General features: G+C 39.8%; 19 protein-coding genes and 2 pseudogenes. 2 read left to right on the top strand and 19 right to left on the bottom strand.

The genetic code is table 11. From position 1 onward, the window contains the following. Positions 1-7: 7 nt before the first annotated feature. The 16 genes and pseudogenes from tnpC to B6K08_RS06255 all read right to left on the bottom strand — a co-directional run. A pseudogene (gene tnpC / locus B6K08_RS06180) lies at positions 8-1,042 on the bottom strand (IS66 family transposase); the annotation flags it as partial. A 152-nt stretch (positions 1,043-1,194) separates the two neighbouring features. Continuing rightward, positions 1,195-1,551, bottom strand: a complete 357-nt coding sequence (gene tnpB, locus B6K08_RS06185) for an IS66 family insertion sequence element accessory protein TnpB (RefSeq protein WP_039208305.1) — start codon at positions 1,549-1,551, stop codon at positions 1,195-1,197. Positions 1,552-1,553: 2 nt separating this feature from the next. Beyond that, positions 1,554-1,898: an IS66 family insertion sequence element accessory protein TnpA gene (tnpA, locus tag B6K08_RS06190; RefSeq protein WP_039208302.1), complete on the bottom strand. Its 345-nt coding sequence runs from the start codon at positions 1,896-1,898 to the stop codon at positions 1,554-1,556. 212 nt (positions 1,899-2,110) lie between these two features. Further along, a pseudogene (locus B6K08_RS06195) lies at positions 2,111-2,224 on the bottom strand (DUF559 domain-containing protein); the annotation flags it as partial. An 18-nt stretch (positions 2,225-2,242) separates the two neighbouring features. Further along, positions 2,243-2,443 carry an IS66 family insertion sequence element accessory protein TnpA gene (gene tnpA / locus B6K08_RS06200; RefSeq protein ID WP_052212126.1) on the bottom strand — a complete coding sequence of 67 codons (201 nt, stop codon included), beginning with the start codon at positions 2,441-2,443 and terminating at the stop codon, positions 2,243-2,245. 175 nt (positions 2,444-2,618) lie between these two features. Next, positions 2,619-4,286, bottom strand: a complete 1,668-nt coding sequence (locus B6K08_RS06205) for a sigma-70 family RNA polymerase sigma factor (RefSeq protein WP_039208299.1) — start codon at positions 4,284-4,286, stop codon at positions 2,619-2,621. 10 nt (positions 4,287-4,296) lie between these two features. Beyond that, positions 4,297-4,674, bottom strand: a complete 378-nt coding sequence (locus B6K08_RS06210; protein ID WP_039208298.1) for a hypothetical protein — start codon at positions 4,672-4,674, stop codon at positions 4,297-4,299. Between the two features lie 11 nt (positions 4,675-4,685). Beyond that, complete coding sequence (locus B6K08_RS06215; RefSeq protein ID WP_159446717.1) at positions 4,686-6,680, bottom strand: ATP-binding protein; 1,995 nt, start codon at positions 6,678-6,680, stop codon at positions 4,686-4,688. 13 nt (positions 6,681-6,693) lie between these two features. Beyond that, a complete protein-coding gene (locus tag B6K08_RS06220; protein ID WP_159446718.1) occupies positions 6,694-6,867 on the bottom strand; it encodes a DNA modification system-associated small protein in 174 nt (57 codons plus the stop codon). Beyond that, complete coding sequence (locus tag B6K08_RS06225; protein WP_039208291.1) at positions 6,860-9,004, bottom strand: DEAD/DEAH box helicase family protein; 2,145 nt, start codon at positions 9,002-9,004, stop codon at positions 6,860-6,862. Before B6K08_RS06225 ends, B6K08_RS06220 begins: the two co-directional genes overlap by 8 nt. Further along, entirely contained in the window at positions 8,985-9,539 is a 555-nt protein-coding gene (locus B6K08_RS06230; RefSeq protein ID WP_039208288.1) for a hypothetical protein, read from the bottom strand. Before B6K08_RS06230 ends, B6K08_RS06225 begins: the two co-directional genes overlap by 20 nt. Continuing rightward, positions 9,532-10,767 (bottom strand): DNA-methyltransferase, encoded by a 1,236-nt coding sequence (locus tag B6K08_RS06235; protein WP_052212124.1) that lies wholly within the window; start codon positions 10,765-10,767, stop codon positions 9,532-9,534. The genes B6K08_RS06230 and B6K08_RS06235 overlap by 8 nt, the downstream gene beginning before the upstream one ends. Positions 10,768-10,957: 190 nt before the next feature. Next, entirely contained in the window at positions 10,958-11,437 is a 480-nt protein-coding gene (locus B6K08_RS06240) for a DUF4314 domain-containing protein (protein ID WP_072033463.1), read from the bottom strand. Between the two features lie 136 nt (positions 11,438-11,573). Further along, entirely contained in the window at positions 11,574-12,563 is a 990-nt protein-coding gene (locus tag B6K08_RS06245) for a restriction endonuclease (RefSeq protein ID WP_080325701.1), read from the bottom strand. Positions 12,564-12,841: 278 nt separating this feature from the next. After that, positions 12,842-13,306, bottom strand: a complete 465-nt coding sequence (locus tag B6K08_RS06250; RefSeq protein WP_200810396.1) for a YaiI/YqxD family protein — start codon at positions 13,304-13,306, stop codon at positions 12,842-12,844. Then, positions 13,307-13,531 carry a hypothetical protein gene (locus B6K08_RS06255; protein ID WP_200810397.1) on the bottom strand — a complete coding sequence of 75 codons (225 nt, stop codon included), beginning with the start codon at positions 13,529-13,531 and terminating at the stop codon, positions 13,307-13,309. Between the two features lie 140 nt (positions 13,532-13,671). On the opposite strand from B6K08_RS06255, the gene B6K08_RS06260 reads away from it, so the two are divergent. Continuing rightward, entirely contained in the window at positions 13,672-14,457 is a 786-nt protein-coding gene (locus B6K08_RS06260) for a PHP domain-containing protein (RefSeq protein WP_039208282.1), read from the top strand. Between the two features lie 65 nt (positions 14,458-14,522). Here the strand turns inward: B6K08_RS06260 and B6K08_RS06265 are convergent, their stop codons facing one another. Further along, positions 14,523-15,848: a GGDEF domain-containing protein gene (locus tag B6K08_RS06265; protein WP_159446719.1), complete on the bottom strand. Its 1,326-nt coding sequence runs from the start codon at positions 15,846-15,848 to the stop codon at positions 14,523-14,525. A 237-nt stretch (positions 15,849-16,085) separates the two neighbouring features. On the opposite strand from B6K08_RS06265, the gene B6K08_RS06270 reads away from it, so the two are divergent. Next, entirely contained in the window at positions 16,086-17,399 is a 1,314-nt protein-coding gene (locus B6K08_RS06270) for a Na+/H+ antiporter NhaC family protein (RefSeq protein WP_039208279.1), read from the top strand. A gap of 114 nt (positions 17,400-17,513) precedes the next feature. Here B6K08_RS06270 and B6K08_RS06275 read toward each other — a convergent pair whose 3' ends face one another. Together B6K08_RS06275 and B6K08_RS06280 are read right to left on the bottom strand one after the other, a co-directional pair. After that, on the bottom strand, positions 17,514-19,637 hold the full coding sequence (locus B6K08_RS06275; protein WP_159446720.1) for a M13-type metalloendopeptidase: 2,124 nt from the start codon (positions 19,635-19,637) through the stop codon (positions 17,514-17,516). A gap of 37 nt (positions 19,638-19,674) precedes the next feature. Next, entirely contained in the window at positions 19,675-20,523 is an 849-nt protein-coding gene (locus tag B6K08_RS06280; RefSeq protein ID WP_027397118.1) for an MTAP family purine nucleoside phosphorylase, read from the bottom strand.

Consider the following 20,523-nt stretch of genomic DNA (forward strand, 5'->3'; position numbering starts at 1 on the left):
TTAATGACACATCCTGGTATTCCTCTGGATGCTCAATATTTTCTGGCAGGGCCTCAACAAATTTACGCCTTGCATGGGCCATACAGCAGCAATGGATTACATCATCCACTTGGCTGTATCCTGCATAGGCATCCGTGTGAAGATAACCATGGAATCCTTCAAGGAATTTGCTGGCACATGCGCCGGCTCTGGAAGGCTGGTATTCAAAGACCCGTATGTGGTGCTTGGCATATTGTCCAGTGGAGTACAGCCACATATAGGATTTGCTCTTGTTCTTGCGTCCCTTCTCCTTAAGCACCTGAACCGGTGTTTCATCCGCATGAAGGATATTTTCCCCAAGAAGCTGTTTTTTCATAAGCCCAATAAGTGGCTTGAGATAATCCCTGTATGCGTGCTGAATCCAGTTGGCCATGGTCTGCTTGCTGAGGTTAAGTCCCATAATCTGCCACAGTTTTTCCTGCCGCTGCAGTGGCAATGCAAACTGGAATTTGTTAAGCATGGTGGCAGTCATTACGGATGGGGTAACCGGCGAATTGGGAACCAGTGGCTTAGGTGTCGGTGCCTTTACAAATTCCACGTGTTCGTCATTTTCACATGCCTTGCACTTGTAGACCTTCTGGTATATCTCATCGACAATAATCTTTGCCGGGATAATGCGTACCTCGTCACGGACATGCTCTTTTCCAACAGGAACCAGCTCATTGCTGCCACAGGCTGGGCAATGGCGGTCCTCTTCTGGAATATCCAAAACAACAACGTTGCGCTCTGCCTTGGAAAGATCCAGTTTCTTCTGGGTGCGCTGCTTCTTGCGCTTATGTGCCTTAACAGTTGTGGCTTCCTCGGATGGCTCGGGAGCAGCTTCCTGCTCAACCTCGTCAAAAAGGGACAACTGGTCAGGATTTGGCAATATTATCTTGGTGCGTTCAGATTTGGACGAGAAAAGGAGCTTACGCATAGAGGCAAGTTGTTCCTTCATTAGGTCCATTTCCTGCTTATGACGCAGCTCCATTTCATAATATTTTTGCTGATAGCATGACTCCATTTCAGCAATTTTTTGTTCATATTCAGCTTTGAGTTTTTCCAATAAACTATTATCTGACACACCGATTTCTCCCTCATTTAGTATACCTTTATTGTACCACAAAACCCTTGCAAATGCAGCATTTACAAGGGCTTTGGACGAAGTATACAGTATTAAATTATGGACTTTGGTTGGGACATTTTTATGGATTTAGGTTGGCAGATTTCCAACCCTTCCATCAGCCAACGAAGCTGCTGTTCAGAAATGCTAATAACCTCATTTGGGGATTTTGGCCAGCAAAATTTGCCGTTATCCAGGCGTTTATACAGCAGGCTGAAGCCATCACCATCCCAGAAAAGGGCCTTTATGCGGTCTTTGCGCCGTCCACAGAACATGAATACGTCCTTTGAAAAAGGATCCAGCTTAAAATTTTGCTGAACTATGGCAGCCAGACCGTCAATAGATTTTCGCATATCCGTATGGCCGCAAGCAAGGAAAACGTGCTTGGCCGTAATATTCTTGACCAGCATGGCTACATTTCCTGCAGAATCTTCAGGACATTTTTCAGGGAAACTCTGCTCACATTGCCTTCAACTTCAACTGCAACTCCACCAATATGTATGGTAATTGTGCCCGGATTGGTCGGTGCAGCTACCTCCGTAGGCGAAGGCAACTGTACAAACTCGGTTTCTGTAGTTTGGGGCTGAGTAATGTATTCCCTGATTTTTCGCAGCCAATAGTAATAGGCGTGCCAACTGATAATTCTGTCTTCACAAAATTCAGCTACCGTCATGCCGGATTCCTTGCACTCTTTAATTATTGACTGCCATTGAGCCATGCGGACTCTGGTTCGTATTTCTAACGAATTATCCGCCAAAGAAAACACCTCCAATGTGAAGTTTTCCCGAAGCACGAAGACATTCGGCAAAACTTTAATTTATTGGAGTTATTATCTCACGAGAATGGGCGGGCGGGAATACAACCTAATCTTTGACGATTACGCATGAAATACGGCTTAACCTTAAAAATCCCAACTCCGAAAAAGTCGGGAAATTTAAAGGCGCAGATTATTCCGCGCCTTAAATCCATTTACGGCAGATAGCTTTTTATCTCAGCCACCGCCGCCCCTATGTCCTTTTTAATATCACTTTCCCAGAACCGTAGCACAATCCAGCCCTGCTGGGTCATCTGGTCGTTTACTTCCCTATCCCTTTCTACATTTTATGTGAGTTTTGGCACCCCATATTCTTTATCGATGCCCACTTGCTCCAATGTCTCATGATGTCCGTCGGCATGCCAACTGATATTTCTGTCCTCACAGAATTCAGCCACGGTCATGCCGGATTCTTTGCACTCTTTAATAATAGATTGCCACTGGGCCATGCGGACCTTGGTTCGTATTTTTAACGAATTCTCCGCCAAGTAAAAACCCCTTACTTTTTGAAGTTTTCCCGAAACACGAAAACATTCGGAAAAACTTTAATTTCTTGGTGTTATTATCCCACAGAGACCGGGCTGGCGGGAATACGACCTATATTTTGACGCTTACTTTTTTGTGGTATTATTCATTTTTTGCTTTTAACAACTTATACGTTTTCTACGATTTCATCTTAAGCTTCTTTTTAATCTTGCTATTAATAATAGAATAATACTTATTTTTCGATATATAATTTTTACGATAAAGATAGTCAAGCATCTTTCGCATTGCCTTTGCTTCAATCTGGCGTATCCGTTCACGTGTAATTCCAAACATATTGCCAATATCTTCTAAAGTTGATTCTTTATACGAGCCGAACCCAAATCTATTCAAAATTATTTCTCTTTCACGTTGCGTCAAAATGCTCAAAGCATCATGAACCATCTCATTTAACAATGATTCATTTATCTCATTTAATTGACTATTATCTACAAATAAACTCTCGTTTTCAGGATTCTTAAGTATTTCTTCCATGCTCTCCGCTGGATATAAAATACCTGCTGTTCTTTTTGCTTCATCTACATCACAATCAGAATAATTCAACAATAAGTAATACAACTCACCGAAACTGATGTTTTCTACTTCTGACATATCAAATACTTTAGATACTTGTTTAAGCACCTGTGATATTCGCGTTCCATGATGAACAGGAATCCGAAAATTATAATCATACGGTGCAAGATTACGATTTAATACCTGCCTCATCCACATTGAAACATATGATGGAAATAAACCTTCAACAGTATCGCTATGTTTACGAATAGCTGTTATCACACCAATACACGCTTCCTGGAAAGCATCTTCAACATTAATTCTATATTGATTAGAATGATACAAGGCGCTTTTAACAGCTGAGCGAATGCTCATATCAAAAATTCTCGCAAAAGCCGCCCCTTTAGGATCATAATACTTATGAATATCTTTCAAATAATAGTCATACTCGCCTAATCGAGCAGCTTGAATATTTCTTACATAATCAATGATACCCTGCATTCCTGGGCATATATCTAACACTTCTTGATAAATGGCTTCGTAATCCAGTTGAGCCATATCAAAGTCAGAATCATCATCTGATTCAAGCCATTGTAAATGACGATTTTCCCATCTTCTATGTGTGCCTTGTATTTGCCTGTCTGCAATGACACGTTCCTGAAGATCATTTAATCCTCTTTCCGTATTATCATATAACGCAATAAATGCTCCCTCAACTTTCATCATATGAAGGATTTCATCTTTCAGATAGGAAAACTTATTATCTGAAATCACAGGCCTTATTTCATCTACAGTGAAAGATGTCTCACTACCATATTCATCATATAATTTAAGAACTTGGGAGCTACCTCGAATTCCTTTTTCAAGATAGAATTGAGGCAATGCCTGATTAACTTCAAAAACTCGAACAAACAACAGTATGCCACTTTTTCTATCGTTAAAATAATCCAAATATGATTTAACACCCCAAGCAGGCATATATTCTTTACTTAGCTGACGAATAACAGAAGGTGTAACTTTGAATTCCACTTCAGAATCAATAACTGCAACATAATTACTGCCAGGTACATAATCATTATCTTCAATAGATAATCTAACATCTGTTACACTTCCATAGTATTTTCCGCTATTGCCTGTGTAGGGGGCAAAATACATGTATTGTCTGAAAAATTCAGGTCTTATGATATTCCTTCCAAACACAGCAATCTGACAATACTTATTGTAACGCTTGCCGGCATCCTGCAGTAAAAATATTGTATTTTGATCTTCTCGCAAAGCATATGATACCTGCGCCACAATAATTACCTCACATATAGTTATTGATATGGAATAATTTACCGTCCTCTAATAAATCGCCAAGTTGATTTAATCCATAACACATCAAAACTCTGGCAAACTTATATGGAGTATCTGAGTCTGGATAAAGAGCTTCCATAATTTGGGATATATACTTATCCGGGTCCACAGAACCTATATTATAATGATTCCCCTGCGCATCATATATTCCGTCCAGTTCACGCAATTTTTCAGAAGAATCGATTTCATCCCAATAATATTTTATAGCATAGGCCATTCCAAACTTTGCAGCGACCAAGGCATCTGGAAATTTTCCAGTATCCTTCATTTTATTAGCAATTTCAGTAGCTTGTTTTGAAAGAACAAGGTTTGTCATATTTTCAGCCATGCCTATCCTCCTCACTTAATTTCAGTGTGCATAGATGAAACACGCTCAAGCTGATATTCATGAACCAATTTGTTGCCAATCTCATATCTTGCAACTTGGTCATCAATCTCTCCAGTGTACGCCAATAACATAGACTGTTCGGCCATTGAAGAAAGAGTCCGGGCTATATTAGCTTTATGTGTTGGATCCAAACGACCAAATGGCGAGTCCATAATAATAGGTCCACGAAGTGGAGCATTCATGTGAAGTGCCCCAATAAGAGATAAAGCAACAACATGTTCATATCCTGATGATCTACCAGGCACCTTACGACCAGATCTGTGGATAATTTCCAACCCATAATTGTCATTTATCTTGAGACCAACATAGTCTTTATCACCGGTCAATTTTACAAACAGTTCAATCGCATCTTTTTCGACATTCTGCTTAAGCCTTTCTCGATACAAGGCTTTACTCTTTTCAAATATTTTATAAACATGCTCACACAGCTCATATCTACGACTCGCAGCGCGATAGTCATCTCCACCAGCCATTTTATCTATAGTGGCTGCAACTTTCTCCTTATTTGCCTTCAAGGCGTTCAGCTTCGTTGTTTCATTCTCGATCCCTCGTCTCACTTCACGGAGTGTCTGTTCAACATCAGAATACGCCTTGGATATGCTCAATACATCAGATTCTTCAGCATCTTCACCGTAACGCTCAATATTCTCCCGAAGCTCTTCAATCTCTTGCTTGTACTGACCAATATTCAGTTCAAGAGAATCTATTCTTTCTTCAATAGCGGCAACTTTGAACCGTGCATCTTCTGTGCCTTCAGAAAGACGTTTTAAGGCCCCGATTTGTGCTTGAAACTCGAAAAGGCTCTGTCTTTCTGCTTCAGAGAGGCCTGCATATTCATTAGTTGATTCTTTGATACGCTCACGCAAATGCTGGATAATATCGTCAGATACGTCCTGTCCACACACTGGGCATACCCGGTCACTGATTGCTTTTTTCATTTCTATAATGAATTTCTCAGCAACCGTCTTCCTTTGCCGCTTAGATTCAAGAACACTAGCCTTCTTTTCAATAGATTCACAAATACCACGCACGGTATTAAGTAACATACCGCGCCACGCTCCCCGCATAAGTTCACGGATATTTGCTTTAACTTCTTCTAACTCATCTTCAGCTTTCTTCTTGTTTTTTTCCGCCTTATCACGTTCAACTATCCAATTACGCAATTTTTCTGTATCGTGCATACGCCCTTCAAGAGCATTTTTTTTACGAATAAGTTCACTCTGTTCTGACTGTTTTTCCCTGATAATATTTTGATGTTCATCGATATTTGCCGTCAAGGTATCCATCTCTTGACCAAGCTGTGTTGTTTTGCCATCATCACGTGCTGCACGAGATTTTTGCTTTTCATATTTAGACAGACATTCTTCAATATCAACCACACCATTTTGGAGAACAGGCACCCCCAGTATCTTCTCAATAGAAGTCTTAATATGATCCCCCTCTGATGTATTAGTTTCAAGCAGTTCTTCATACTCTTGAAGCAACTCTGCATCAAATAAGAAAAACCGTGCAACTTGCTCAGGCATAATCATGTTCAATTCATGCTCTCTGCCTTCAGGAGATAAAATAGAGCCATTCTTATTTAACGACAAAATCTTTTCATAATCTTCTTCACCAGAAGGTTTCGTAACCCCTTCACGTAAAGCAAGTTCCCTTGTTAGTCTATATGTATCATTATCATTGGTCATATCTAATACAACAGAAAAACCATACCTACCTTCTGCCATTGCTTCAGTATTACTCATCTCGCTTAGGCTCTTAAGAACACCGTTTCGTCGCTGTATAACGCCAAATAGTGCATACCGAAATGCATTAAGCAATGTAGTCTTACCACGTCCATTGTTTCCCCAAAAAATAGTTACACCGGATTTATCCGTAAAGTCAATAGTTTGTTCGCCTTTATACGGGCCAAAATCCCGAAGCGTCATTTTACGAAAATGTAACATATTACGCCTCCATTCAACCAATCTTATTAACATACTCTGCAATTACTTGCATCGTACCCGTTCTTGCTTTATTCCTGTCATCTTGATTGTCATACTGCGACAATGCTATTTTTTCTACCATTTCCTTTGGAACATCCGGAAACTCTTTTGAACGAATTTCCTCCAAAACAGCAAGCAATTCATTCAAATTCTGTCTCGCCGTCATCTTCAAGACCTCCATCCTTTATATCCTGATAATTAATACCATACCGTCTTGCAATAATACGTAAATCAGACACACAAGAAGGGTTTTCAGCCCATTCTCCAAATTGAATAGCACGTGATAATTCAGCCAACACTATCGAACTATCAGTATCATCTTCTGTACCACATGATTGCTCTGGTACAACAATAGCATCATATAGCTGAGCAAAATGTTTTCCTGGATATCTACGCAAAATTCTTCCCCGACGCTGAATAAATTCTCTCGGATTTTTAGAAGAAGCTAGTATTAATGCATGTGTAGTTGATGGAATATCCACGCCTTCATCCAAGCAGCGAATCGAAACAAGAACTCCACCATATTTTCCAAAATAATTTAGTGTCTCATCTCTATCACCACTCATATCAGAGTGATATTCATATGCATCATATCCGTTCTTCAATAAGAGAGAAAGTACCGTACCTAGTTGTCCTTGATTATCACAATATACAATCCATTTCTGATTCTTTTTGTAGTATTTTTTTACAACATCAAGGGCCAGCGATATTTTATTCTTAGCCTGCTTCACAATTCTTGCTCTGGCAAGTAGTTTCATTTGAAGCCTTGAATTAGATGCGATGATACTACTGATCGACTCACCCTTCTTCTTATACATGGCAATCATTCGACGAATTTCTTTAGTGAAAGCATTCCAATCGTCTTGCTCCTCAGATGTTAAATGTACCTGAAGTGGATGATAGTAGTATTTGGTTAAGACTCCAGACTTAATTGCATCCTCAAGAGAGAATACCGGAGGAACCACACCACCAAAATAATCAAAAATTGCTGATGTACCAACAGGGTCACCATACCGTACCGGTGTTGCAGAAAGTCCGAGTCTTTCACCAGCATCAATACGTAAAGTATTTTTTCTGGCAGGGCTTCCAATACGATGAACTTCATCGGCAACAAGAAGTAAATGCGTACCTGACACAACACTCTGAACAAACTGATTGCTACACGCAGTATCCATAATAGCAATAGTCACCTTATTCTCTCCATTACTCGGTCTTGTCCATAATTGCAAGGTATTATCACACTTCCAAGAGTTAAACCCATCTCCACACATCAGAAATCGAATAGGAATATCCTTAATTGCAATCTCTATTTCGTTTTTCCATTGACGTAAAAGTTCCTTAGATGGAACAAGAACCAACACGGTTTTCCCCCTATCTAAAGCATCTCTGATAGCACAGATAGCTGTAAAGGTTTTTCCACTCCCAGTAGCATGTTCCAAAATACCTCTACGTCCATTTTTTACCCAGTTTTCCAGAGCGGTTAGTTGATGTTCGCGTGGAACCCTTGATGAATTTCGTTTATTTGGAGACCACTTCTTTGCCAAAGAAACTGATGTAGATATTTCCTTAACCAATGTTCGCCAATCATATCCATTACTTTTTTCAATGAGACTTTTTTGTACTGCTTCAGGAAAATCGTACACCAGAACATTACTTTCTGTTTTGCTCCATAACCGATTAAAATAATTCACAGCACTTTCCAAACGCTGAGAATCACGCCAATCGGCCCAGCTTGGAAACACATCGATGGATTCGAGATTACCTCCATCAGACAACCCTTGAAATGTTTCGTTCATTGATCCGCGAAAACCAACTGCATTACCGGATCTATCGAAAAAAACACCCACTTTATCATGAAACAGTCTTTCCAAATCAGGTTCCATACCACTTTCAGGAACAGCAACCTTTACATCGATTATTCCTTCAGCAACTAAACAAGCCAACGCTCGAGATGGCTTCGATAAACGCTCTACCGCAAACAATTCTTTCAACTCTCTTGAAAGAGCCTCCTTTACCATTTCATCATTTACCGCAGAGTAACCTTCTGTCATTGCCTCTTTATCTGCATCAGAAATGATAGGAGAACAAATTAGTCTAATTTTTCCACCATTATCCACAAACTCTTGAAGTGCTGACCATGCAAGAATATAAATCGTACTGCCGAAATATCCCGAAATTCGATCATATCGACAAGAACTACGCATAGCTGGAAGATAGAAATCCTCAGCTATATTATGGTCACTTTTATTATAATCAGGCCTAAAATCATGTTCCGTTAATTCCATGTTCTGCCCTCTCTAACATCACAGCTAGGTCAATATTGAACCGTTCTATCAAAGCATCTAATAAATACTGTCGTTGAGAAATAACAAGTATTTCTTTATTATGTTTCTGACATACATACACATTCTTTTCAAGTGCAGGCAACATTTGTCTAAGATAAACCTGTATATTGGCTGAATAGGCAAATTCCATATGTTTATCAAGTTCAAATAACACCCAGATACCACTTAAAACATCAATGAATGGTGCTGCATAACCAACAATTAGAACAGTACCAATATCCGATGTATCAAATCGACCACGCTCACCTCTTTTTTGTCCATCGAGAATTAATTGAACTTTAAACTCATCAATGGACCGTCCCCCAGGCGGTGCAGTGCAATTGAAAATATATGCTTTTATATCTCGATTAAAGGGATATTTTAAATGAAGCCTCAGTGGCTTCCTTCCATTATCCATAACTGCATCTGCATAAACACCGATATCTTGCAAAAACAAACTATGCAGTTCCTTCTGTGTCAATCGTGTGCTAGTCATTTCTGTATATCCCCTTATACTTAGTTCGAACAACAGGACTACATATAAAAGCCGGATCATCTCCCTCATAGTCCTTATTCATCCAATTTTTCAAATTATATTGAGCGATTAACGGCTCTGGCATAGGCATATTATCTTCATCGACAATTAGATATCTATCTTCAACTGTCCAATTAGCATCATCCTTTAAAAAAGATGTGATGCGTTCAACAAAACTCTTTTTTGTTTGTGGCTTTTCATATAAACCAACGGTAGGAAACCATGCCTCATATAAATCATAGAGGAATCCAAATGGCAGAAGATTCCACCTACATATAGGAAGAATCTCATCACAGAATCTCTTCATATTCCTGGTATATACTTTTTCAGTTGAAAATTCGACTTCAAACCACTTCTTCGCCATATCATGATAATCAGGATTGATTTCAATGTATTTGAATTTACGTCCAAGCCGTTTGGCTACAACAGCGGTAGTTCCAGAACCACCAAATGGATCCAACACAATATCTCCCTCATTGGTTCCAGCCTTTAAGAAAAACTCTACAAGAGCCTGTGGAAATCGAGCTGGATGACCAATCCCAAACTGCTTACACAAGCGGTGAAAAGTATCATTACTACTGGTATTACTTATTGAAATAACGCTTCCTGGGTCTGCGCCGCCATTATCCTTCCACGGATGACTTAAGTCAAAATTGTGGCGACTAGGACGAGAATTTGCATTTCTATCCCCCTTAGGAGTAGCTTGAAACAATTCCAACATCTTATCACTATATGGTTTGCGTATGGCATCCATATTAAAGGTCCATTTTTCTGATTTACTGAACCACAAGCAATATTCATGAGATTTTTTTGTACGTCCCATCGTACCCCTGGAAAAAACATTTGGAGGAGTTGCTGGATTATACCAAATATAATCACGAACAAGATGGAAACCAACCTGTTCCACAAGCATAATCACCAGTTTAAAAACAAATATACTCTGATACTTTCCATCAAGTTTATCATTTATATTCAACACAAAACTTCCATGTGGCTTTAAAATACGGAACATTTCCTTTGCACGAGGAATAAACCAGTCATCAAATTGATCTGGTTTTATCTTTATCCCTGTTGTTCCATAATCTTTTATCTGATCTGCATATGGCGGAGAAGTAAAAATGAAATCGATGCTGTTATCTGGCAGCTTTTTCATCTCCTCTAAACACTCACCACAAATAAACTGGTCCATCTATTATTTCCCCTCATTTTTCCTTTGTTCATTAAGCTACTACATTGCGTAGCGGCTTTTTTATTTTGGCTTTTATTTTTTAGGTTATTATTTTATGTCATAATAGTTAAATTCAATATAAACAATGCTTTTTCCTGCTCCTCATATAAAAAAAGCCGCCCTCCTAAGAGAGCAGCCTTTCGTATATACCCTATTCAAACTCCGCCGTGAGCTTCCCGTAAAACTCCTTTGTAGACTCCTCATCCGGTTCACCGTAATAAAATCCGACAACCGATGTTGTGTTGCACTTATCCTCCATTATGAAGGTCATGTCGCCATTCTGGGAGTACACCGTGTAGATTTCCCTCACAGCCTCCAGTGCCTCCTTTGTACCGCAGTCAGGACATATCTCCGTCCTGTCATCCTTCCTCGACAAGGCAGGATACCCAGTGTACTCCTTGCCGCAGATTGGGCATGTCCTCACAATCTCAATGTCATCTTCATCCAAAACCACGACTTGTCCCGATATGTTATCCCAAGCTATCTGGATATAACCGAGAAAATCCACGCACCTGATTGTCCCCATGGTTCCGGCCGGTGGTGACTGGGGACCATACCTCTTCAAAAGCCTTACTCTCATTCCAAGTAGGTAAGTTCTTTCGACACGGCTTATTTCTTTGTCGCTTTTCATAAGAATGCCTCCTCACAACATAGTATCTACACCTCACATTATGTCGTGAAATAGGTGTGTTGTAAGCTGGCAAAATAAAACTGCCCTCATTAAGAGAGCAATAACATTATATTATTCATATACCCAAATAATTTTGCTATTTTGTACAATAGTATGCTTCTAAAATAGATAATACATCATTTTCTACTTCATTACCTTTGGTGTCTCTATTCAAATACTCTAAAGAATCCTCTGCCCCGATTAAATACTTATTACTAAACTGATCAAATTTACTATATTCAACATACTTACCGCCATAATAAACGTAGGTAATTCTAAATATATATCTATAAACCGTTTGAAGAGCACTAGCATTATAAAAATTTAAATTAATTTTAAAAACAGTATTTTCTGGTCGTTCTTCCACTTTGAGACTATCAAAGTCAATATAATAGGTGAAAAACATTATAGTACCCATTTTTTGTAAGCCTTTTGGAAAACGATTTTTTATATCGTTATTACTATTAACCTTTGGTTTTGTCATATTAATTAAATCATTAATGCCCAAAAGCTGTATATTAAATCCGGCCTCCTTATTTATTTCTTCAGCAGCCTCTACAGCATTTTGATTATAGACACCCGTGGTAACAACTATTAAATTTTTACAGTGATATTGCAAGCCAGCCCCAACAAGTTTCTGTATAATCTCTCTTCCCACCGAACTTTTTTCATAATACTTACACTCAATAAGATATTCCTTTCCATTTTTAGTAGCTTTTATGTCTATCCCCCCATCATTTGATGGGGGAGTTACTTCGCAATGATATCCATTCTTTTCAAATACTGAAGATACGAACAATTCAAACTTTCTCCAATCCATTTTACGGATTTTACGTTCCATAGAATCATAATCTTGATTAAAAATAGTGTTCTTTTCTAAAATATTCTGATCATAAATATACTTTGAAATATATTCTGGTTCCTTATACTTAATTTTATCGGTTAATTTATCATTTGTTTTGTTCCCCACAGAGCTAGCATGACTAGAAACCCCTTCTTCGATGTTAGAATTACTTTTGTTAGATGGGCTATAAACAAATTTATACATAACAAATAAAATAACTATTACCACTACGATAGTACTCATATACAACCCCCCTTGGAACAATTTTTATGAGATTAACCTCCAAAAACATCGTGCCATCCAATTATTCAGCTTTAATTTTACCAAATAAATAATCATAATCGAAAAACTTGAATTTAAATTAACTATTTGTTTATATTTTCAGTATACTATTTCTATAATACAAAGCAATAACCACATGGCATTATAAACGCCCAATTCACCGAACATTATGTCGTGAAATTGTTGTGTTGTAAGCGGCCAAAATAAAAAACTGCCCTCATTTGAGAACAGCTATATTATTAATCTGTTATACTTGCCAACAACCTTTCCAGGGCCTCCTTAAACTTTATGTCATCATCTTCCAAGCGTTTCCTTGGTCCCTTAAGGTGATGTTTCCCAGATGCCCTGCGTGCCTTCTTGGTGATGTGTCGCTCCATCAGCAACCTATCTATATTTTCATTGGTATATAGCCAGCCATTCTGATGGATAGCATATGCCTTCTTACCCAGAGCCATAGCCGCAACACCGTAATCCTGGGTAACAACCACATCACCTTCGTGGCACAGATTAACTAGAGCAAAATCCACCGCATCTGCACCTGCTCCAATTACCTTTACCTCACTGTAATCTGATTGTAGTATATGATTGGTGTCACAAAGAAGTGTCACAGGAACATCATATTTAATAGCCACTTCCTCTGTCTGCCTAACTACCGGGCATCCATCTGCATCAACAAATATTCTCATATTATCCGTCTCTTTCATTTATCCTTGGCTCGTATTATATTCATTGGCAATCTCCTGAAATGTTCTTTTGCCTTCAATGTAGTCAGCATATACAAGTTCTGGTGATTTACCATGATAAACCTGACATAAACCACATATTTCACAATTACCGCGACAGTAAAAATTATCGTAAATATACTTCTCCCGCTCCGCAGTAGTTGAAGTTTCAATATCTGGAGGACTTCCCATAACAACACCTCGCATTCATCATTTTCTATGCATAATATTTTTTCTATAGTATATCATTCTTCATATAATAAATGTTTTTTTATTGAAGGAAAGACAGATATTTTTGTCGAATTTGATTAAAGTATAGGAAAGTGCTTTAAGGGAGGTTAAAACCGATGGGAAAAATTATGTTTAAATCATTAGCCATGACATTATTGGCATCCGTTGCTGCTACAGCGGCTCTGGCAGCCCCTATGCAGCAGGCGCACCAAATCGATATTTTGTCTCAGACAGGTATGGGAAGTAAAGGCTGGTTCGTAACGCCGGCAAAGGACAAGGATTGGGAAAAATGGCATTATGCCATAACAGATCTTGATCATGACGGCAATGTTGAACTATTCAAGGCCAAGGAGGCAGGCCTGGATGGGGCAGCTTATATCCAGTGTGAGGAAATGGACGCAAAAACCTTGGAACGCCGTTGGGGTGTATATCTTACTGGTGGATCGGATTATCCAGATATTTTCAGCGCACCGGATTCAGCAAAAAATCCTCAAATATATGCAAATCCTGGGGAAGGGATTTATTATTACATATTTGACAGCGTAAAATGGCAAACAGAATTTGAGAACACCACCAAAACCTATGCTATACGCCTGATTGGCGATTTACTTATTGATGAATTTGCTATAAAGAAATGGCAATTATCCGGCTATGATGGCACGGAAACAAATCACTATTACCTGCCTGGATGGCTAAACAGCGATGCAGAAAATCATACCGCAGATCAGCCTCCTGTAGAAATTGATAAATCAAGATATGACAATCTCTTACAGGAGCACTTGGGCGGTGGCCAAATTCAACAGGGAGCCATTGGCTGGATGGATACCAAGGAATTATTGACCCAGCTTCAGGAAAAGAAATCCTTTAATATGTTATGGGATTCCTACAGGGCTTTCAAATAACATCTAAACCTAATATATCCCCCTGAGCACCATATGGCTTAGGGGGATATTTCGTTTTCTACGACTTATTTATACTTTTTTACAAACAAAAATATGGTCCGATTATCCTTTGAATAATCATCAGCCCGCAGCATCTCAGCAGTAACTGGAATATATTTCCCACCTACAAGCCTTTTATATGGAAATGAATAATAATTCTTTTTGCCTTCAAAAAATTCCTTAACAAATTCTAAATCCATGTACTTTAAAAACGTTTCCTGATCATCGGTATGAATATACCCAGCCTCAACGTAACGCTTTATATCTACAGAAAGAGAATATCTGGTATCATTGAAATTTTTAAACTCCTCCTCATCAATATGAATAATCTGGTAGCTGTTAGTTGTAAGATTCAGCTTCAGGACCTTTTCATACATACAGCTGAGGGCATTATGGGCACTCTGTCTGCCGGTGCGGTCTACTCCCTTGAGAGCATAGTATTGCTCCTTATCACGATACATACGCTCATCGGCAATCTTGGCCATTTCATATATATCTTTCTCACAGCACTCTGTTTGGGTGACGTAACCCAATGATATGGACATGCTATCAACCAGCTTGCCGTGCCAGCCTTCCACCACACTGTTAAATTGGCAAATAAGACGTGGAAGATTAGCCGGAGAAATATAAATAACCGCAGCAAACTCATCACCACCAAGCCTATATACCCGACCATACTGCGAAAAGCACTGTCTGAGGCAATCCGCAACCCCAATAATCAGCTCATCTCCAGCATCATGACCCAATGTATCATTTACAATTTTAAGACCGTTAACATCAACGGACAGAAATACCATGTTAGTTTGCAGCTTTGAATTATCATATTCCTGCAAATTTTCATTGTACATCTTGCGATTATAAAGCTGAGTAAGACCATCAATATAGGAATTATAAATAAGCTGTGATTCCTTGTTCTTCTCATAGTTTATATCACGGACTGCAAAAATAGCCTTTGTAAGAACGCCATCCTCATCCACCTGCCCAGGAAAAAGAATAGCCTCCAGCCAGCCGGTATTAATTCCTTCATATTGATAGGTAATATACTTTTTATCCCGCAAACGATACCCCATTGTGCTGATTTCCGTAAAAGCCACCATACCAGATATATACTCCGGTTTAACCAACATCCGACACATATCCTTGACAGATATACTGATATTACCAGTATATCCCATAATAGTATGGACATGAGCCTCATCCACATATATTTCCCTATACATTTCTGTCACCAGATCAAAGGAATATATGTAAATATAGAATTTTGACATGGAATCAACAACTGCCAGCTGTTCCCGAAGCTTTGCCTCACAGTCAAAGCTCATTTCCATACTGCTATTCATTAAATTATCCATTAGCCTATGTGAATTGCCCATTTTTATTACCTATTTAAAACGCATAAACTAAAAAAACATAATCCAGCTACTTCTATTTTATACCTTCAGTTTACTTCTCCCTTCCCCCCTATTTTTCCTGCTTAAAGCACAGAAAAATAGAATATTTTTAACAAATAGGGTATAATGTTCAAGGACTTTTTATTTATTGGGAAAACTTAGTAAAGTAAATCTTCATCTTGTTTAGGAGGAACGAAATTGGAAAATAAAAAAAGCTTTGGAGCACTGCTGCCTATAGCAGTTTTTGTGTTCCTTTATCTGGGACTGGGTATTACCCTGGAGTACATAATGGATGTACCCATGGGTTTTTATAATGTTTCAGTAGTGGTTGTATTTATGATAGCCCTTCTGGTGGCCTGCATACAGGCAAATGGCATTAATATGAATGAAAAATTAAAAATCATGGCCAACAGCATGGCTGACCCCAATATTATCACCATGATTTTAATTTTCCTTATGGCAGGCGTTTTTGTTGGCGTTTTGGGAAGGAGCAGTGCTGAAAGTGTGGCGTACTTTCTCCTGTCCCTTATCCCGGCAGATTATGCTATTCCTGTGCTTTTCCTTATCAGTGCCTTTGTATCATTGGCCATGGGTACCTCTGTAGGAACTATTACACTTATAACACCTATTGCAATAGCCATTGGTGGCTGCACTGGCTATCCCATGCCCCTTTGTGTTGGCACCGTAATGGGAGGAGCCATGTTTGGTGACAACCTTTCCTTTATTTCTGACACCACCATCGCTGCCTGCAACGGTCAAGGCTGTAAAATGCAGGACAAATTCAAGGCTAACTTTAAAATCGCTGTTCCTGCGGCCCTTTTAACCATAATAGTTCTTTACTTCCTCACTTTGGAACGCCCGGCTGGAGACCTTAATATTGAGGAATATAACCTTATTAAAATTATCCCTTATCTTCTGGTACTAATTGGCGGAGTAATGGGCTTCAATGTGTTTTTAGTGCTTCTGGTGGGTATTATCAGCGGTTCTATTCTTATGCTGGGCATGGGTGAAATATCTTCCTTGGACTATCTGACAAATATTGGCAAGGGTACTGCCGGAATGTTCGAAACCTCCATGGTTGCCATTCTGGTATCCTGCATTGGTGGTCTTATAGCTTATAATGGTGGATTTAATGCCCTTCTTTCTACAGTACATAAGATTTTCAGCACCAAAAAGGGTGGTATGCTGGGCATAGGTATGCTGGTGGGCTTTATGGATATTGCCACTGCCAATAATACCGTCGCTATCGTAATGACCAACCCTATTGCCAAGAAAATTTCCGAGAGCTTTAATATTTCATCCAAGGAATCCGCTTCCTTGCTGGATACCTTCTCATGTATATTCCAGGGCATTCTTCCATACGGTGCCCAGATGCTGGTGGCTCTTTCCATTGCAACCAGCCTTGGCTGGGAAATTTCCGCTTTTCACGTACTGCCTTATCTTCTTTACCCTTATCTGTTATTAGTAAGCTCCATACTCTTTGTTTTCCTTCCAAGCATAGATGAGGATTAACTTTTAAACTTAATAACTAGCTAAAAAAATAACTCTGCTATTAATCAGTTTAACTGACTAACAGCAGAGTTTTCTTATTGCTTAATTAATTGCTATATTTAGCTTATTTCAGACCTACCATACAAGAATCCGCTTTTCAGGAGCCAGATACATTTTGTCCCCAGGCTTTATGTCGTAGGTCTCATTGAATTTATCAAATTGCTGCAATATAACATTGACCCTTAGGTATGGCAACGGATGAGGATCCGTATTCACCTGAAGCTCGCCATACTCTTTGGTATATATGCTTTGCCACAGCTTGCCATATTGGTTGAAGAATTGCTTGTAATTAAAATCCGGCTTATTCTTGGCAATGGAAAGTATACACTGCATACCGCCAATATCCGCAATAGTCTCTCCCTTATTGATTTCACCATTGCAATGAAGTCCTTCATATACAGTAATGCTGTTAAGGTAGTCCACTACTTTCTTGGCCCTTTCATTGAAGGCTGCCTTATCCTCTGGTGTCCACCATTCCTTCATGTTACCGTTTTCATCGAACTGGGAGCCGGTAGTATCAAAGCCATGGGAAATTTCATGGGCAATAATCATACCTATACCACCCATTTTTTCCTCATAGGAATAGTCACTGTAATAAAATACTCCATTGAGAATGCCCGCAGGAATATTGATGGAATTGTCAGCTATATTGTACATGGCATTAACGGTGTAGGTAGGAATCCAGTTTATTTCCACCTCGCCGTTCATCTTCTTGATGTACTCACCAATCTCCCATTTTAAAAGGGCGTTACGCACATCAATAAGATTCTTGCACTTGTTCAGCTTAATATCATTCCACTTCTTAGGCTTATCCGGCATAACTGCACGAATCTTCAGATTATCCAGCTTGGTAATGGCCTTTTGACGGACCTCAGGAGACAGGAAGGCCTCATTCTGAAGCATAGCCCTATAATAATTGGTTACATCAGCTATTATACCTTCAATATCCTGCTTTACTTCCTTGCTGCAATACGCCTCGGCATAAAGATTGGACAAAGGGCCTGGCAATACGGCCTTTACATATTCCACACCTCTTACCCAGTCCGGAACACTTCCTTTATAGCCCCTCACTGCCAGATTGTGCTCCATGGCAACATCATTGGCAGCGGAATTAAGCATTTCCATATTTTCCAGCATTCGATAAACAATAAGGGTATCCTTCATATCCTGAAGGTGCTCCTCGTTGTAATATGTCGCCAATGCCTTTATATATGCAGGATTTGGTACAGAAAAGCGCTCTGCCTGGTCAAGACCGTATTTATTGAGATAGGCCATTATAGGATAACGACCAGCCATCTCCTTCAGCTCATCAAGGGTTACAGGATTATTGGTCTTTTGAAGATAATCCGCCTTGGAGGCCTCCTCACGGGTATACATGCTGCCAGCCAAAGCGTACTCCAGACGATACATGGCTTCTATCTTAGCCTTGGCTGTTTCCTCATCGTACTTTGCCAACAGCATCATTTTCTTGGCCGCCACATCATTGGCATTTTTAATGCGTTTGCCCAAGACCGTCATATTTGAATATTCCGCTGCATCCCCAAGGGTAAGTCCCATAGGAATAATATTCATGGCATAATGCTTGGTATCATTCAAATCCGGCTGCAAATCAGGCTCACAAAATGCACTGTTGGGAACTACATCACCAATAATGTAGTTATCCATATCCTCCAGGGTCTGAATGGCCTCGATTTTATTCACATCATCCATCAGAGGCTTCAAGCCGATTTTATCACGCTTGTTCCAGTCCTTAACCATCCTATATACCTTTTGGCAAATGGAGGCATCATGACTAAACAGGGAAGGGGTTTCCAGTAAATTAGCAATATTATAATCTACCTTGCTGTTTACCTCGTTGAACACGTCATAGGATGAGCTGATACCATACTCACCCATTTGCTTTATCCAATAATCGTTGTTGTAGGAATAGAAATTATCCTTGGCAGAAAAGCTGGGCACCTCATGCTTCTTGTCGATAACGCTGACATCCATCCAAGGACTGCCACCATCAGCAATAGGCTTGTTGGCACTGACATACTTTTGATCAGCTACATCAGCAGCTGCCCCCTTTGGCTCCTCCTTCTCCAGGATAACCGTGGTCTGCTGAACATCATTTATCTTTGATGCTTCAGAGGCATTAGGTAAAAATACAAAGGCGCAGGCCATTGCCAAAGCCAATAGCTTCATTTTAAATTTCACAAAGACCATATTATCACCGCCATTTCACATCAAATCATCAGCCCTTGGCTGACTCCTGATTGTACACATCCTTTAACAGGGTTTCCTTGCGCAGCTCAAGACATTCGCACTTTCTGTCCTCCGCATCAACATTTCTGATGGTTTCCAAAATAATCTCACCAATCATAGGTGCGTCGTCATAGAAAATGTCTGTCATGTCCTGATGGGACCATTTTTTTATACCCTCGCCATAATTAACGGTAAAATACAACCCCGCATAGCAGGCACCTATTTCACGGGCAAGATACACCTCAGGGCACATGCTCTGGCCCACAATATCTGCATGGCCGTTAAGCATAGCCACCTCAGCAGGACTTTCAAAATGTCGGCCGTCGGTTACAGCGTATGTACCTCTGGTGAAGATACGTCCATCAAAGCGCTTTTTGGTGGCCTTAATAAGGGCCTCACGAAGCTCCGGGCAAAGGGCATCACGCATTACGAGCAAATATCTGCCATCCAGCATAACATCCTTGCGCATAGACATATCAAGGTAATCATCCGGCACCATAAAATCACGGATATCCAGGAGCTTATTTACTGTTCCTACGCCTCCCTCGGAAATAATACGCTTTACCCCCGCCTCACGGAACACCCAGAACACCTGACGGGAGGCATCTGCTCTGGTGACACCACTGCGCCAGCCGTGCATTCTTACTGTGAGAACGTGCTTTTCCCCTACAGTAAAATGACGGAAGGCCGGGCTTTTGCCGTATGGAGTATCAAAATAAAGGTTCTCTGCCACTATTTTAACATCTTCATCCTTTACATTGGCAGGAAAATTTGAGGAAAGAGTGCCGGAACCACCCACCACAGCATAATCTGCCTTTGGAATCATATTATCAGCCAT

Origin of the sequence: Anaerovibrio lipolyticus DSM 3074, from assembly GCF_900141865.1 — a bacterium.
Classification (GTDB): domain Bacteria; phylum Bacillota; class Negativicutes; order Selenomonadales; family Selenomonadaceae; genus Anaerovibrio; species Anaerovibrio lipolyticus.

Coding starts and splice junctions, on each gene's coding strand:
- tnpB (WP_039208305.1), bottom strand. CDS start 1,551: ATGCTGGTCAAGAATATTACGGCCAAGCACGTTTTCCTTGCTTGCGGC.
- B6K08_RS06210 (WP_039208298.1), bottom strand. CDS start 4,674: ATGGCTGAAAATATGACAAACCTTGTTCTTTCAAAACAAGCTACTGAA.
- B6K08_RS06215 (WP_159446717.1), bottom strand. CDS start 6,680: ATGTTACATTTTCGTAAAATGACGCTTCGGGATTTTGGCCCGTATAAA.
- B6K08_RS06225 (WP_039208291.1), bottom strand. CDS start 9,004: ATGGAATTAACGGAACATGATTTTAGGCCTGATTATAATAAAAGTGAC.
- B6K08_RS06230 (WP_039208288.1), bottom strand. CDS start 9,539: ATGACTAGCACACGATTGACACAGAAGGAACTGCATAGTTTGTTTTTG.
- B6K08_RS06235 (WP_052212124.1), bottom strand. CDS start 10,767: ATGGACCAGTTTATTTGTGGTGAGTGTTTAGAGGAGATGAAAAAGCTG.
- B6K08_RS06240 (WP_072033463.1), bottom strand. CDS start 11,437: ATGAAAAGCGACAAAGAAATAAGCCGTGTCGAAAGAACTTACCTACTT.
- B6K08_RS06245 (WP_080325701.1), bottom strand. CDS start 12,563: ATGAGTACTATCGTAGTGGTAATAGTTATTTTATTTGTTATGTATAAA.
- B6K08_RS06250 (WP_200810396.1), bottom strand. CDS start 13,306: ATGAAAGAGACGGATAATATGAGAATATTTGTTGATGCAGATGGATGC.
- B6K08_RS06255 (WP_200810397.1), bottom strand. CDS start 13,531: ATGCGAGGTGTTGTTATGGGAAGTCCTCCAGATATTGAAACTTCAACT.
- B6K08_RS06260 (WP_039208282.1), top strand. CDS start 13,672: ATGGGAAAAATTATGTTTAAATCATTAGCCATGACATTATTGGCATCC.
- B6K08_RS06265 (WP_159446719.1), bottom strand. CDS start 15,848: ATGGATAATTTAATGAATAGCAGTATGGAAATGAGCTTTGACTGTGAG.
- B6K08_RS06280 (WP_027397118.1), bottom strand. CDS start 20,523: ATGGCTGATAATATGATTCCAAAGGCAGATTATGCTGTGGTGGGTGGT.